This window comes from Pseudomonas sp. MS646 (assembly GCF_036693845.1).
GTDB lineage: Bacteria > Pseudomonadota > Gammaproteobacteria > Pseudomonadales > Pseudomonadaceae > Aquipseudomonas > Aquipseudomonas chlororaphis_E.
Window position 1 is genome coordinate 3,893,608 of sequence record NZ_CP144763.1, and the last position, 14,762, is coordinate 3,908,369.

13 protein-coding genes are annotated in these 14,762 nt (G+C 59.6%); 8 read left to right on the plus strand and 5 right to left on the minus strand.

Annotation, left to right across the window (positions count from 1 at the left end):
- Window positions 1–480: 480 nt before the first annotated feature.
- Window positions 481–2,139: a nitrite/sulfite reductase gene (locus V3H56_RS17000; RefSeq protein ID WP_042728923.1), complete on the plus strand. Its 1,659-nt coding sequence runs from the start codon at window positions 481–483 to the stop codon at window positions 2,137–2,139.
- The gene (locus V3H56_RS17005) at window positions 2,123–2,617 is read left to right on the plus strand and encodes a DUF934 domain-containing protein (RefSeq protein WP_042728924.1); all 495 of its coding nucleotides are present in this window, start codon (window positions 2,123–2,125) and stop codon (window positions 2,615–2,617) included. Before V3H56_RS17000 ends, V3H56_RS17005 begins: the two co-directional genes overlap by 17 nt.
- A 208-nt stretch (window positions 2,618–2,825) precedes the next feature.
- Here V3H56_RS17005 and sohB read toward each other — a convergent pair whose 3' ends face one another.
- Window positions 2,826–3,857 (minus strand): protease SohB, encoded by a 1,032-nt coding sequence (gene sohB / locus V3H56_RS17010; protein WP_042728925.1) that lies wholly within the window; start codon window positions 3,855–3,857, stop codon window positions 2,826–2,828.
- A gap of 226 nt (window positions 3,858–4,083) precedes the next feature.
- Here sohB and V3H56_RS17015 point away from each other — a divergent pair, with 226 nt between their 5' ends.
- From V3H56_RS17015 to V3H56_RS17030, 4 genes are all read left to right on the plus strand, one after another.
- Window positions 4,084–4,794 (plus strand): histidine phosphatase family protein, encoded by a 711-nt coding sequence (locus V3H56_RS17015; protein WP_047739114.1) that lies wholly within the window; start codon window positions 4,084–4,086, stop codon window positions 4,792–4,794.
- Between the two features lie 51 nt (window positions 4,795–4,845).
- Window positions 4,846–5,160 carry an SCP2 sterol-binding domain-containing protein gene (locus V3H56_RS17020; protein WP_042728927.1) on the plus strand — a complete coding sequence of 105 codons (315 nt, stop codon included), beginning with the start codon at window positions 4,846–4,848 and terminating at the stop codon, window positions 5,158–5,160.
- 217 nt (window positions 5,161–5,377) lie between these two features.
- Complete coding sequence (locus tag V3H56_RS17025; RefSeq protein WP_338473646.1) at window positions 5,378–7,096, plus strand: hydrogenase maturation protein; 1,719 nt, start codon at window positions 5,378–5,380, stop codon at window positions 7,094–7,096.
- 63 nt (window positions 7,097–7,159) lie between these two features.
- A complete protein-coding gene (locus V3H56_RS17030; protein WP_047739116.1) occupies window positions 7,160–8,023 on the plus strand; it encodes a LysR family transcriptional regulator in 864 nt (287 codons plus the stop codon).
- A gap of 123 nt (window positions 8,024–8,146) precedes the next feature.
- On the opposite strand, the gene V3H56_RS17035 is transcribed toward V3H56_RS17030, so the two are convergent.
- Window positions 8,147–8,386 (minus strand): DUF465 domain-containing protein, encoded by a 240-nt coding sequence (locus V3H56_RS17035; RefSeq protein ID WP_042728930.1) that lies wholly within the window; start codon window positions 8,384–8,386, stop codon window positions 8,147–8,149.
- Between the two features lie 218 nt (window positions 8,387–8,604).
- On the opposite strand from V3H56_RS17035, the gene V3H56_RS17040 reads away from it, so the two are divergent.
- The gene (locus tag V3H56_RS17040; protein WP_042728931.1) at window positions 8,605–9,126 is read left to right on the plus strand and encodes a DUF4142 domain-containing protein; all 522 of its coding nucleotides are present in this window, start codon (window positions 8,605–8,607) and stop codon (window positions 9,124–9,126) included.
- Between the two features lie 198 nt (window positions 9,127–9,324).
- Here the strand turns inward: V3H56_RS17040 and V3H56_RS17045 are convergent, their stop codons facing one another.
- Complete coding sequence (locus tag V3H56_RS17045) at window positions 9,325–10,248, minus strand: hypothetical protein (RefSeq protein WP_338473647.1); 924 nt, start codon at window positions 10,246–10,248, stop codon at window positions 9,325–9,327.
- A gap of 445 nt (window positions 10,249–10,693) precedes the next feature.
- Here V3H56_RS17045 and V3H56_RS17050 point away from each other — a divergent pair, with 445 nt between their 5' ends.
- Window positions 10,694–11,854 (plus strand): hypothetical protein, encoded by a 1,161-nt coding sequence (locus V3H56_RS17050; RefSeq protein WP_042728933.1) that lies wholly within the window; start codon window positions 10,694–10,696, stop codon window positions 11,852–11,854.
- 289 nt (window positions 11,855–12,143) lie between these two features.
- On the opposite strand, the gene V3H56_RS17055 is transcribed toward V3H56_RS17050, so the two are convergent.
- Entirely contained in the window at window positions 12,144–12,410 is a 267-nt protein-coding gene (locus V3H56_RS17055; protein WP_123579842.1) for a hypothetical protein, read from the minus strand.
- A 93-nt stretch (window positions 12,411–12,503) separates the two neighbouring features.
- A complete protein-coding gene (locus V3H56_RS17060; protein ID WP_047739121.1) occupies window positions 12,504–14,615 on the minus strand; it encodes an ATP-binding protein in 2,112 nt (703 codons plus the stop codon).
- Window positions 14,616–14,762 lie beyond the last annotated feature (147 nt).

The window sequence follows — 14,762 nt, forward strand, 5'->3', positions numbered from 1 at the left end:
TATGAATGTTGGCTGACATACCGCATTTCGCGAGCAAGCCCGCTCCCACAGGTTTTTCATCGCATAGTCGATCGATTACTGATGGCTGACCCAGAAAACCGCGGTGCCCACCACCAGGATAATCAGGAACAGAATGGCCCAGGCATCGACAGTACTGTCGCTTTTCCTTGCTTTGGTCGGATTGCTCATTGCATCGCCTCTTGTCGGTTTTTTAGGTGATTGCAGAAAGACTCGACCACAGTTAAGACGATGATTGCCCATACGACAAATGTGGGTTACGCGCCGATAGATCTCATTAGGCCATTTGGTTCTTTACATATACTCAAACATCACTTTTGCGCATAACTCAAAACAGGTATCTTGCACCGGCTCCTTTAGGAGTGCGCGGCCGTGCGCGCAGAATTGCCGAGGCAGAACCCGATTCCAGCGAGCCAACACGCAGCTGTTTCTGATCGGCCCAAGCCTGAGACCGAGACTTATATGTACGTATATGACGAGTACGATCAGCGGATCATCGAGGACCGCGTCAAGCAGTTCCGTGATCAGACCCGACGCTATCTGGCAGGCGAGCTGAGCGAAGAAGAATTCCGCCCTCTGCGCCTGCAGAATGGCCTGTATATCCAGCGGTTCGCCCCGATGCTGCGTGTGGCCGTGCCTTATGGCCAACTGACCTCGCGTCAGGTGCGCAAGCTGGCCCAGATCGCCCGCGACTACGACAAGGGCTATGCCCATATCAGTACCCGGCAGAATGTCCAGTACAACTGGCCAGCCCTGGAAGACGTGCCTGAGATCCTGGCCGAACTGGCGACCGTGCAGATGCACGCGATCCAGACCAGCGGCAACTGCCTGCGCAACGTCACCACCGACCAGTTCGCCGGCGTCGCCGCCGATGAGCTGATCGACCCGCGCCCGTGGTGCGAAATCGTCCGCCAGTGGACCACCTTCCATCCGGAATTCGCCTACCTGCCGCGCAAGTTCAAGATTGCCATCAACGGCTCGTCCTCGGACCGCGCCGCCATCGAGGTCCACGACATCGGCCTGGAAACGGTCTACAACGCCGCCGGCGAACTGGGCTTCCGGGTGCTGGTGGGCGGTGGCCTCGGGCGTACGCCAGTGGTCGGTGCGTTCATCAACGAGTTCCTGCCGTGGCAGGACCTCTTGAGCTACCTGGACGCCATCCTGCGGGTGTACAACCGCTACGGTCGTCGGGACAACAAGTACAAGGCGCGGATCAAGATCCTGGTCAAGGCCCTCACGCCTGAAGTGTTCGCCGAGAAGGTCGAAGCCGAGATGGCGCACCTGCGCGGCGGCCAGACCACCCTGACCGAAGCCGAAGTCCATCGCGTCGCCAAGCACTTCGTCGATCCGCAGTACAAGGCCCTGGGCAACCAGGATGCCGAGCTCGCCGCCCTCGACAAGGAACACCCAGGATTCGCCCGCTGGCGCAGCCGCAACACCCTGGCCCACAAGAAGCCAGGTTACGTCGCGGTGACGCTGTCGCTGAAACCGACCGGCGTCGCGCCGGGCGATATCACCGACAAGCAGCTCGATGCCGTGGCCGACCTGGCCGAGCGCTACAGCTTCGGTCAATTGCGTACCTCCCACGAGCAGAACATCATCCTGGCGGACGTTGAACAGACTCAACTGTTCACCCTCTGGGGCGAGCTGCGCGAACAAGGTTTCGCCACGCCGAACATCGGCCTGCTGACCGACATCATCTGCTGCCCGGGCGGCGACTTCTGCTCGCTGGCCAACGCCAAGTCGATCCCGATCGCCGAATCGATCCAGCGTCGTTTCGATGACCTGGACTACCTGTTCGACATCGGCGAGCTGGACCTGAACATTTCCGGTTGCATGAACGCGTGCGGTCACCACCACGTCGGCCACATCGGCATCCTCGGCGTGGACAAGAAAGGCGAAGAGTTCTACCAGGTCTCCCTGGGCGGCAGCGGTAGCCGCGACGCCAGCCTGGGCAAGATCCTCGGCCCGTCCTTTGCCCAGGACGACATGCCTGACGTGATCGAGAAGCTGATCGACGTGTACGTTGAACAACGGACCGAAGACGAGCGCTTCATCGACACTTACCAACGTATTGGCATCGACCTCTTCAAGGAACGCGTCTATGCAGCGAATCATTAAGAACAACGAGGTCATCGACGAAACCTGGCACCTGCTGCCCAAGGACGCGACCCTCGACGGTATCTCCAACTGCGACGACCTGATCGTGCCCCTGGCCCTGTGGCGCGACCATGCGCATGCCCTCAAGGCCCGCGACGGCGGCCTGGGTGTCTGGCTGGATGCCGACGAAGAAGCGGAAGAGATCGGTGATGACGCCAATCAGTTGCAAGTCATTGCGCTGAACTTCCCGGCGTTCACCGACGGCCGTAGCTACTCCAACGCCCGCCTGCTGCGTGACCGCTATGGTTTCAAGGGCGAGCTGCGGGCGATTGGCGACGTGCTGCGCGACCAGTTGTTCTACATGCGCCGCTGCGGCTTCGACGCCTTCGCCCTGCGCGCCGACAAGGACCCGTACGAAGCCCTTGAAAGCCTCAAGGACTTCTCGGTGACTTACCAGGCCGCCACTGACGAACCGCTGCCGCTGTTTCGTCGTCGCTGAGCCTCAAGCAATAAAAAAGCCCTGGACCGGGTGACTGGTCCAGGGCTTTTTCATGGGTGGACGAGGCTCTTCAAACCACCTCGCTCCCTGTGGGAGCGGGCTTGCTCGCGAATGCTGTCAGCACAAGCAAAATGGATGTCGCCTGACCCACCGCTTTCGCGGGCAAGCCCGCTCCCACATGGGTAGTGGCGAGAGCAGGCTTGGTGGATTACCAGAACCGCTGCTGGGTCAGGCGGCTCCACCAGCTCAACAGCACCCGGTCCACCGACCCGCTGGCCGCCATGCCGATGCGTTCCTGCAGGCTTTTACGCTCGGCGTAGTGCAGGTGGTAAAGCTCGGCGCCCTTGGCCCGTTCGGCCAGGTATTCGTCGCTGGTCTTCAGCTCGTCCACCAGGCCTTTGCCCAGGGCCGCGACGCCCAGCCAGACTTCGCCGGTCGCCACTTCGTCGATGGCCAGTTGCGGACGGTAGTTGGAGACGAAGTTCTTGAACAGCTCATGGGTGATGTCCAGGTCTTCCTGGAACTTCTCCCGGCCCTTCTCGGTGTTTTCGCCGAACACCGTCAAGGTGCGCTTGTATTCGCCAGCGGTCAGCACCTCGAAATCGATGTCATGTTTCTTCAGCAGGCGGTTGACGTTGGGCAACTGGGCGACGACGCCGATGGACCCCAGGATGGCGAAAGGCGCGCTGATGATCTTCTCGCCGATGCAGGCCATCATGTAGCCGCCGCTGGCCGCCACCTTGTCGATGCAGACTGTCAACGGCACGCCGGCCTGACGGATCCGCGCCAGTTGCGACGAGGCCAGGCCGTAGCTGTGGACCATGCCGCCGCCGCTTTCCAAGCGCAGCACCACTTCGTCCTTCGGCGTGGCCAGGGTCAGCAACGCGGTGATTTCATGGCGCAGGCTCTCGGTGGCCGACGCCTTGATGTCGCCGTCGAAATCCAGCACGAACACCCGGGACTTGGGCGCCGGCTTGGCCTTCTGCTTTTTCTGCGCCTTTTCAGTCTTGCCTTCGGTCTTGCGCAGGGCCTTGAGCTGGTCCTTGTCCAGCAGCGTCTGTTCCAGGCGCTCGCGCAGCCCCTTGTAGAAATCGTTGAGCTTGCTCACCTGCAACTGGCCAACCGACTTGCGCCGCCCCTTGCTGCGCAGCGCCGCGAAACTGGCCAGCACCACCAGGATGGCGATCACCAGCGTCACGGTCTTGGCCAGGAACCCGGCGTACTCGATGAAAAACTCCACAGCGACTCCTTAAATGCAATGCGCCACTGAACGCAGGCGCGTAACGCCTCCAGCATACCCATGCGCCTGCGCCGCGGCCAGCCAAGAAACCTATGGTTACCTTCGTCCGAGCGAGGCCGAACAAAGCTCCAACGGACATTTCAAACAAGCGTATGTTTTTTCATTGACAGCTCACCGTCATCCTCATAACCTCGCCAAACCTTCAACGTACCGGGATGACGCGGACGTGGGCAGCATCTATCTGATTCGACATGGCCAGGCCTCCTTCGGTGCGGACGACTACGATGTCCTTTCGCCCAACGGTGTGCGCCAAGCCCAAGTGCTGGGTAATCACCTGGCAGAACTGGGTGTCGTGTTCGATCGCTGCCTCTCGGGAGACCTGCGCCGCCAGCAGGACACCGCCTCCGGTGCCCTGGGCCAGATGAGCGCCGCCGGGCTGCCGGTTCCCGTGCTGGAAATCGACGCAGCCTTCAACGAATTCGACGCCGATGCGGTCATCCGCGCGCTGTTGCCGAACATGCTCACACAGGAGCCCGAGGCGCTGGATGTCCTGCGCAACGCCGCGCAGAACCGTGCCGAGTTCCAACGCATCTTCGCGCTGATCATCGAACGCTGGCTCGAAGGGCGATATGACCCGCCCGGCCTGGAAAGCTGGCTGGGTTTCGTCGAGCGGGTCCAGGGCGGCCTGCAGCGGATCCTCGAACAGGCCGACAACCGCCAGAAAATCGCCGTGTTCACGTCCGGCGGCACCATCACCGCCCTGCTCCACCTGATCACCCGGATTCCCGCCCGACAGGCCTTCGAACTGAATTGGCAAATCGTCAACACCTCGCTCAACCAGCTTAAATTCAGGGGGCGCGAGGTGGCCCTGGCGTCCTTCAACAGTCACGCCCACCTGCAACTGCTGAAGGCCCCGGACCTCATCACCTTCCGCTGAGGCCGAATTACCCAAGACCCTTGCTGTACAACCCAAATAAGGATCGACACCATGACCTCCGTAGCCGACGCCGTACAAGCCATGAAAGCCAAGTTCAACCCAGCCGCCGCTGCCGGCCTGGACCTGGTCTTCGGTTTCCGCATTGACGATGACAAGCACTTCTCGCTGATCGTCAAGGACAGCACCTGCGAGCTGCAGGAAGGTGAGAACCCGGACGCCCAGGTGACCCTGGTGATGGACGGCGAAACCCTGGAAGGTATCGTCGACGGCAGCACCGATGGCATGCAAGCGTTCATGGCCGGCAAGCTGCGCGCCGAAGGCGACATGATGCTGGCGATGAAACTGTCCGAGCTGTTCCCAGGCTAAGACCAGGCCCGCGCGCAACACGCGCCTGCTGCCTGCAAACGAATCCCGCCCCCATGGCGGGATTCGTGTTTCTGCGCGCCCCTCAACGCCTCTCGGCGCACGCAACCTTGACCCCTGTCAGCTTCGCCCCCTCCTTCAACCGCTAACGTAGCGCCTCCATCAGCCAGGGACGGCTCATCGGGAGCCTGTGCCTGCATCTCTCAAGGAAGGGAATTTCATGTCTGCACTGAAGATCATTCTGCTGTCGACCGCGTTCAATGGCCTGACCCAGCGCGTCTGGCTGGACCTGCGCGAAGCCGGCTATCGCCCCAGCGTCGTACTGTTCACCGACCCGGACTCGGTCTGCCAGCAAATCGAAGACAGCGGCGCCGACCTGGTGATCTGCCCGTTTCTCAAGGACCGCGTTCCCCAGCGACTGTGGCGCAATCCGCGGCGGCCGGTGGTGATCATTCACCCCGGCATTGTCGGTGACCGCGGCGCCAGTGCCCTGGACTGGGCCCTCATGCGCCAACCCGAGCGCTGGGGCGTCACGGCGCTGCAGGCCGTCGAGGAGATGGACGCCGGACCGGTCTGGGCCACGTGCGAATTCCACCTGCCCGAAGGCCTGCGCAAATCCGAGCTGTACAACGGCCCGGTCAGTGATGCCGCGATCCAGTGTGTCCGCGAGGTCGTGCAGAAATACCTCAACGGTTTCACCCCGGTGCCATTGGACTACAGCCGCCGTGAAGTTGTCGGACGCCTGCAACCGAATATGACCCAGGACGATCGCACCTTCAGCTGGCACGACAACAGCGCGTTCATCAAGCGTTGCATCGACGCCGCCGACGGCCAGCCGGGCGTGCTGGCAAGCCTGGCCGGCGGCCAGTTTTATGTGTACGACGCGCACCTGGATGTACGCCGCGGCGTGCCCGGAAACCTGTTGGCCGTGCGTGACGACGCGGTGCTGGTGGCGACAGGCGATGCCAGTCTGTGGATCGGATCCCTGCGCCTCAAGCCGCAGCCCGGCGAACAGACATTCAAACGGCCAGCGCGTCATGTGCTGGCCCAACGGCTCGCGGGCGTTCCGATACTCGACGGCTCACTGGCCCGGCAGCCGTTCAGCGACGAGCCTTACCAACCCATCCGTTACCGTGAATGCGGCCACGTGGGCGAACTGACATTCGAGTGCTACAACGGTGCGATGAGCACCGAGCAATGCCAGCGCCTTGTGGCGGCGCTGCGCTGGGCCAAGACGCGGGATACCGAGGTGTTGCTGATTCGCGGTGGCCGCGGCAGCTTCTGCAACGGTGTGCACCTGAACGTGATTCAAGCCGCCGCCGACCCCGGCCTGGAAGCCTGGGCCAACATCCAGGCCATCGACGACGTCTGCCTTGAACTGTTCAGCGCCCGGCAACTGGTGGTCAGCGGTTTGACCGGCAACGCCGGGGCCGGCGGCGTGATGCTGGCCCTGGCGGCGGATATCGTGCTGGCGCGCCGCGACATCGTGCTCAACCCCCACTATGCGACCATGGGCCTGTACGGCTCCGAATACTGGACCTACAGCCTGCCTCGGGCCGTTGGCCCGGACAGGGCCTACGCACTCACCCAGGACTGCCTGCCCGTCAGTGCCACCCAGGCCTTGCGCTACGGCATGGTCCAGGAGATCGGCCCGCGCTGTCCCGACGAGTTCGGCCTATGGCTGCTGCAACGGGCCAACAGCGCCCTGCTCGATCCGGCCTACGAAAGCCTGCGGGTCCGCAAGGCCGAGCGAAGCCTGTCGGCGATCCAGGCCTGCCGCGACGGCGAGCTGGCGCAGATGCATCGCGACATGGTGGACAACCGCCACGGCTTTGCCGAGAAGTGCCATCGCTTTGTGTTCAAGCACCGCGCCTGCCGCACGCCGCAACGCCTGGTGGCGCCATGGGCGCGAGCCGAACGGGTCCAACCCGTCCAATGATTCGCGGTATCGGGCAAGCGTGGCAGCTCTTACAATGCCCGCTTCCCCTGTACCGGCCTGAACATGGACATCGACCTCGCCCGCACTTTCCTGGAAATTGTCCGCCACGGCAGCCTCGCTGCCGCGGCTGAGAAACTGCACGTCACCCAGACGGCAATCACCGCCCGGGTACAAAAACTCGAAAGCCAGCTCGGTTGCGCGCTGTTCGTGCGCAATCGCGCCGGCGCGCGGCTGACCGCCGACGGCGAAGCGTTCGTGGTCTACGCCAACCAGCTCGTGCAAACCTGGGAGGCGGCCCGGCGAGACCTGCCCTTGCCCGAAGGCTATCGCAACGTCCTGCACCTGGGTGGCGAGGTCAGCCTGTGCAACCCGTTGATGCTCGCCTGGGCCGGTGCACTGCGCCAGAAGATCCCCGGACATGCCCTGCGCATGGACATCCGCGATGGCGAGAAGCTGCTGCAACAGCTGGAGCTGGGCCTGTTGGACGCGGCGGTGGTGTACCAGCCCGAATACTGGCCACGGTTGCAGGTGGAACAACTGCTGGAAGAAAAACTGATCATGGTGCGTTTGGCGGCACGCCCCGAGCCCTATGTCTACATCGATTGGTGCGCCGACTTCCGCCGCCAGCACGACACGGCGCTCCCCGACAAAGCCAAGGCTGCCGTGACCTTCAACCTCGGCCCCCTGGCCTTGCAGTACATCCTGGAGCATGGTGGCAGCGCTTACTTCCGCACCCGGGTCGTGCAGAGTTACCTGGACAGCGGCATCCTGGAACGGGTGCCCAAGGCGCCTGAATTCAATTACCCGACTTACCTCGTCTATTCCCGGGACAGGGATTCAGCCGCGTTGCAACAGGCGTTCGAGGTGCTGCGAGAAATTGTCAGGGCCGGCAGCGATTGGTCGCAGCGTTGGGATCCGCTGAGCTGAAGGGGTTGTGTGGGGGCCGCTCCGCAGCCCAGCGGGAGCAAGCTCCCTCGCCACGACGGTTCGGACGGCAGACCGGTCCAATAGGAGGGCCCCTGCAAACGCAGGAGCCTTCGGGGACATCCGTCACTGCATCTGCAAGTGCTCGACGATCTCGTCCTTGATCAACAAGCGCTTTTTCTTGAGCGTCTCCAGGGCGTCATCGGACAGGGCTGGGGAAGACGGCTTTTCGGCGTCGACCACCTCGGCATCAAGTTGGGAGTATTTGTGAAGTAACGAGTCGAGCCTTGGGTTCTCGCTGCGTTTTTGCTGGATGTGGTCTTTTGTGCAGTTGAGATCCTGGCACAAATCGTGAGACACCGGCATGGAACACCTCCTTTTGGTGGGTCGGTGGCAGACGCTTTTTGCGGCGCCCGTCGATTATCAGGATGGCCTCCTCGACGGGGTTCTGTCGACCGCCTATCCGACCAGCGGTGACCGTTCGTCGTGCCGCTACGCTTTCCAGGCAAACCTTTATTCGCGCCCAGACCTCCATTGAACAGAGACGAAACAATCGTCCTATCACCCTCAACGGAGACTTACCTATGGACGGATTTACCCTGCGTCAACTCGGCCTGGCCATTGCCTTGAGCACCAGCATGGGCACTGCCTGGGCTGCCACTTCCAACGACTTCGTCGACAACGCGGCGGCCGGTGGTATCGCGGAAATCGAAACCAGCAAACTGGCCCTTGAAAAAAGCGCCTCGGCGGACGTGAAAGAATTCGCCAACAAGATGATCACCGATCACACCAAGGCCAACCAGGAATTGATGGCCCTGGCGAAAAAACACGACATTGAAGTGCCGGATGAAACCACGCTGGTGAAAAAGGCCAAGGCCAAGATCCTCGACATGCGTGATGAATCCTTCGACGCGGCCTACGCCAACAACCAGGTGAAAGCCCACGAAGAAACCATCGCCCTGTTCAAGAAAGAAGCCGAGACCGTGACGGACGACAAAAAGGCCGGCAACACCGAACTCAAGGCATTTGCGCAGAAAATGCTGCCGGACCTGCAACACCATCTGGATGCCGCCAAGAAGCTCCAGGCGGCGCATCCTAGTAAGTAATACAAAGCCGGGCTTGCTCTCAGCAATGACCGCTAAGCCTTGCAGGCCTATGCCTGCAAGGCTTAGTGATTGGTTCACTTATGAAAGCCGGCTTTGCGCGAACATTCTGAATAGGGTTGGCGCCTCTAATATCCCCTCATCTTATCGCTTGAACATTATTCCACTCTAGCTGATACCTGCGTTCGCGTTATTACTTCATCAAACAATAGGTGTGACGCTGACAGCAGGGCTGAGAAAGTCGATATGATAGCCGCTTGACCCATCTCCGATAGCCAAGTGCACACCGTCTATACCTTCGTTCAACTGCGAGTTCATTTTGTAATCGATGAGTGGCTTTATTTCACTATTTACGCCAATTGCAAATTCGGTCAATCGAAGACCCCGAGCACCAGCAGCAACCGTCAATAATTCCATGTACTCCCTATTATCAACTCGCAAAGATTTAACTTCGTTATCAATAACAACCAATAAACCTCCCTTCTCAAAAATCTTATCAGATAGCAATCCAAGCCTCATCCCGATATCTTTGGGTAGTATCGGATTAGGTTTTCTCAGCACAGTCAAAACCCCCGAAACCTCCAACACTCCATTAAAAGAGAATGGGCAAGCCTCCTCAGGATTCATATGGGCATAATGAACCTCGAAAAATTCCGCAACAGAATGGATAAAATAACCAGAGACATCTTCCGCGATCAATGCGTACGGCTCCGCTTTAGGAGATAGAGCCATCTGTCCAGTGGAGCCGTCGCCGGTCAACAAAAACAAATAATTGGAATTAAGCATATTCAAAACCACCCGCTGCCTTTTTAAAGCTTCCTGAAAATCACTATTCAGAAGCAAACTCAAACTGTAATTTGCGCAGTGCAACGAGGGTTCGAAGACCTGAGTGGCGCAGAAAACGCTTCTCTTTTTCTGCGTAGACTGGGCAAGTGCCAACGTAAGCTTAGCGGCGCTATTACTAAAGGAGAAAATCACACTATTGAGAGGAAGCTGCTTCACTTCGTTTATATCCGCAGCGTTCAGCCCTCGCTGCGAGCATTCATCAAGAAAAGGTATTGAATCTGCGAGAACCCAGAACTCTTCATCGCCAAAAAGACTAGGAATACTTATTGTGGTTGACATAAAAAACTTCCTTTTATAAAAGGGTGGCCTGTCCATGCCACCCTCTCAGTCAGTAGCAATCAATCATCTATATAGGCCCAAGCCAGCGGTGCCCATCCAAAATTTTCAGGACCCGAAGTAATCCTGTTCAATTTTTCCTGATTAATTTTCTGCTTTTTCATATTTAATCCTCTTTTTTATTGGGCTCCCCTGCAGCGCAAAGGAGTAATTCATTAATTCAAATTTATTTTGTTTTTGGAATGCCTTTCCCAAATCTTTTTAGAATCAATAATTCTAATTTTACTGAACGAAAGACATAAACAGATATTTATGTAGGAACCATCTGTAATCATCTTCTGAAAATTCAAAAAATTACCTTCTTTTATTGTTTGACTGAGCTAAGGTTGATAGTTTTTTTACTGGCTACCCAAGCTTAATCAAACAATTCGAAAGGAGGACATTACTAATGAGCGATAGTAAAAAATACCTGACTGATGCCGCACTTCAGCAGGCCTTGTCCATTGCAGATCTGACCGAAACCCACTCCACCGCCCATGCGGTCCGGTTGATCATGAACGAGGTACTCGAAGGGTTGGCCCGCGCCGGTTGGCCACAAGCCCAGATACAGAGTGGTCCAAGGGTCGTATCTGCCGAAGAAAACTATGGCTTGCTCGGATATGACCCGTCGGAAGTAACTTTAGGCAGCGCGCACACGCGTTGGGTGGATGAGCATTCGCTGTTGCGTACGCAAACCACCAGTCAGATTCCGATTGCGCTGAAGCATGCCGCTCAGAGCCGCAAGCCTGGAGCATTGATATTGCTGGCGGCTCCGGGGATCACTTTCCGTCGCGACAGTCGTGATCGTTGGCACTGCGCCGAGCCGCACCAGATGGATATATGGGTGCTGGGAGAGCCGGAACTCTCATCCCGTGAACATCTTCTGCGCCTGGTCGGCGATGTTCTCAATGCGGCGACTCCGGACAAGCCCTGGATCTATAGCGACAGCCCGCATCACTATACCGAAGGAGGTATCGAGGTGAATGTGATGAACGATGGCTCTGCTGTCGAAGTGCTGGAGTGTGGGCTTATCGCTACTTCATTGCTGCAACGACTGGGGATCGATCCTCAGCGCCACGGAGGTCTGGCGCTGGGAATGGGGTTGGACCGATTGGCCATGTTGCGCAAGGGAATCCCGGATATTCGCCTGCTGCGCGACCCTAATGAACGGGTCCAGGCCCAGATGCATGATTTACGACCATGGAATGCAGTGTCACGTCTACCTTCGATCAGCCGAGATATATCTGTGGCAGTGACGCCAGGGTTAAGTGAGGAGGTATTGACTGAAAAGATGCTACAGGCAGCCGGCGACTGCTCGGGATGGATCGAAGAGATGCAGGTCAAGGGCCGATGGATTTCGTCCGAGTTGCCGTCACAAGCCATTGAAAGACTCGGGCTGTTACCCGACCAGGAGAATATTCTACTGAGGGTTGTGTTACGTGACTGCTCGCGATCGATCACGACCGCCGAGGCCAATGCGTTGTATGAAAAAATCCAAGCAGCGTTACATGAAGGTGCACCGGGCGCGGGCTATAGAATGGAATTGTCGACACCGTCATCCATTCCATAAAACTCCACTCCACTGGAGGGCGACTTACGGGGTTCAAAAGTGCCGTTTAAGAAACGGGACTTTTTGTTGGCTAGCCACCATCCGTATCAATACAGGCATCCGTGCTTCACCGAGTTCGGGCCGGTTCGGGCTTGGCCTGAAACCGAGGCTGAAGGTGTTGTCGTTGTCTGGTGTTGGTTCTTCTGGTCGACGTCACTCGTCGCGCCCTGGACCTGGTCCGTGACGGCGCGGCGGGCCTTGTTCGAAGGCATTCCCACGCAAAGCGTGAGAACGCTCTTGTGCGAAAAAACTAACCACCATCCGTATCAATATCGGCATCCGTGCTTTCGCCGGGTTCAGGCCGGTCCGGGTCTGGCTTGAAGCCGGGGCTGAAGGTGTTGTCGTTGTCCTGGTGATGGTTCTTCTGGTCGACTTCAGTCGCCGCGCTTTGGGCCTGGTCCGTGCCGGCAGGGCTGGCAGGTTGGGTGCCCGGGGGTGTCGGCTGGACCTGGGGGTCGATGGCCGGGTCGTTGCGCGGTTGGCCTTGTTGCTGGTTGTTTGCAGGATCTTCGTTCATAGCCACCTCATTCATGACAGGGCCGGTTGGTGACCGACCTTGCTTATTCGAAGGTGTGGCGAAGGCTTCGGTTCCATTTGTTTGCCGGGACGTTCATTGGCCCAGCACCGACCTGACCATGGCGGTCAGCGCTTCGGGCCCATAGGGTTTGCTCAACAAATGAGTGTCGGGACTCAATTGGTGGTTCTGGGAAATGATGTCGCGGGTGTGGCCCGAGGTGAACAACACCGGCACCGGCGGCACCTGCATTTTCGCCCAGGCCGCCAGGTCTGAACTCTTGATCAGGCCGGGCATGACCACGTCGCTGAAGATCAGGTCCACCGAGGCGCCGTCCAGCAGCAGTTTCATGGCCACGTCGGCGTTGGCGGCGGTCAGCGTGCGATAGCCGGACTGCTCCAGCAGTTCCACCGAGGCGCTACGCACCTCGTCGTTGTCCTCCACCACCAGGATCGTCTCCTGCTCGCCGGCCTGAAGCGGTTCGCGTGGGCGTTGCTCGTCGGTTTCCGGTTGGCAACTGCGGGGGAAGTACATGTGCGCTCGCGTACCTTTGCCCAGGTCGCTGGCAATCTCGATATGGCCGCCACTCTGTTTGACGAAACCGAACACCATGCTCAGCCCCAACCCCGTTCCCTGGCCTTCGGTCTTGGTGGTGAAGAACGGCTCGAACACCTGGTTCAGGATGTCGGGCGGCATGCCCGCGCCACGGTCGATCACCGACAGCCGCACATACTCGCCTGGCGCAATGCCCTTGCCGGCGCAGGAGGCTTCGTCGAGCACGATGTTCTCGCCGACCATGCGGATGGTCCCCTCCCCGCCCATGGCATCGCGCGCGTTGATCGCCAGGTTCAACAGGGCATTTTCCAGCTGGTTGCGGTCGACGTGGATGCACCATGGGGTCTCGGGCAAGGTCACTTCGATCAGGATGGTTTCGCCCAGGGCCCGTTGCAAGAGTTCGACCAGGCCGTCGTAGATGCGCCGTGGGTTGTAGACCGCCGGTGACAACGGCTGGCGCCGGGCGAAGGCCAGCAATTGCGTGGACAGCTTGGCACCGCGCTCCACGGCTTCGATGCAGGCGCCGACCCGTCGTTGCACGTTGACGTTGTCCGCTTCATGGCGAGCCAGCAGGTGCAGGTTGCCGGCGATCACTTGCAGCAAGTTGTTGAAGTCATGGGCCACGCCGCCGGTGAGGCCACCAATGGATTCGAGCTTCTGCGACTGGCGCAACTGCTCTTCGGCGTTCAATCGCGCCTGCACTTCGTCTGCGACGCGCCGCTCCAGGTCGCGGGTGAACTTGAGCAGCGACGCTTCGGCGGTCTTGCGCTCGTTGATGTCGATCAGCACACCGGGAAAACGCAAGGGCGTGCCCAGCTCGTCGAACTCGCACCGACCGCTGGCGAGCACCCAGAGGTAGTCACCGCTCAGGCGGCGGATTCGATATTCGGCGCTATACGGGATGCCGGTGCGCACGGTCAGTTCGACCCGCTGGTTCACTTCCTCGAGGTCGTCGGGGTGGATGCTCTGGCGGGCGATCTCGATGGGCAGCGCGTCCAGTGGACAATCCGGCGGATAGTTGAAGCTGCGGGCGAAGCGCTCGTCACCGGAGAGCCTGTCGGCCTGGATGTCCCAGACGAACGACCCCAGCAGCGGGCCGGCCGACAACGCCAACTGGATCCGCTCGTTGACGGCGCGGTAACTGCGCTCGGCTTCTTGCCGGGCCCGCTCGGTCAACACATGCTCGGTGGTTTCCACCACGACCGCCAAGACCCCTGCCGGCGCCTGGTCCTCACCGGGCACGGGGCTGTAATAGAGGTCCATCCAGACGTCTTCGGGCTTGCCATCGCGCAGCAGCACCAGTTCTTTGCTGCGATAGGACAAGGTGCCGCCGGCCAGGCAAACGTCCAGCACATGGCGGTTGAAATCGGCCACTTCCGGCCAGCCCAGCTCCACCGGGCAACCCAGCAGGTACGGGTGGCGGCCGCCGGCAAACTCGGCATAGGCATCGTTGTAGATCATGAAACCCTGGCGCCCCCACAACATCACCATCGGCAGGGGTGACGCGAGCAGCATCTGGACCGCGTTGCGCAGGCTCGCGGACCAGTGCTCGATAACGCCCAACTCGGTCTGGCGCCAATCGAACGCCCGGATGCGCCCGGCCATTTCACCGCCCCAACCGAGGCATCCGTGATTGTGGGATAAAAACTCCATGAGAAGACTGTGAACCTCAACAGGCTTGCTGGGAATCGGCATACCACGAGTCCCTTGTGCTCAGTGCTTCGAGCGCGGCGGCTGCGTTTGGTTTCATACTCGCCGATTCAGACGCTCACCGTTGCGAGGGACCTCGCTCCCGCTGGG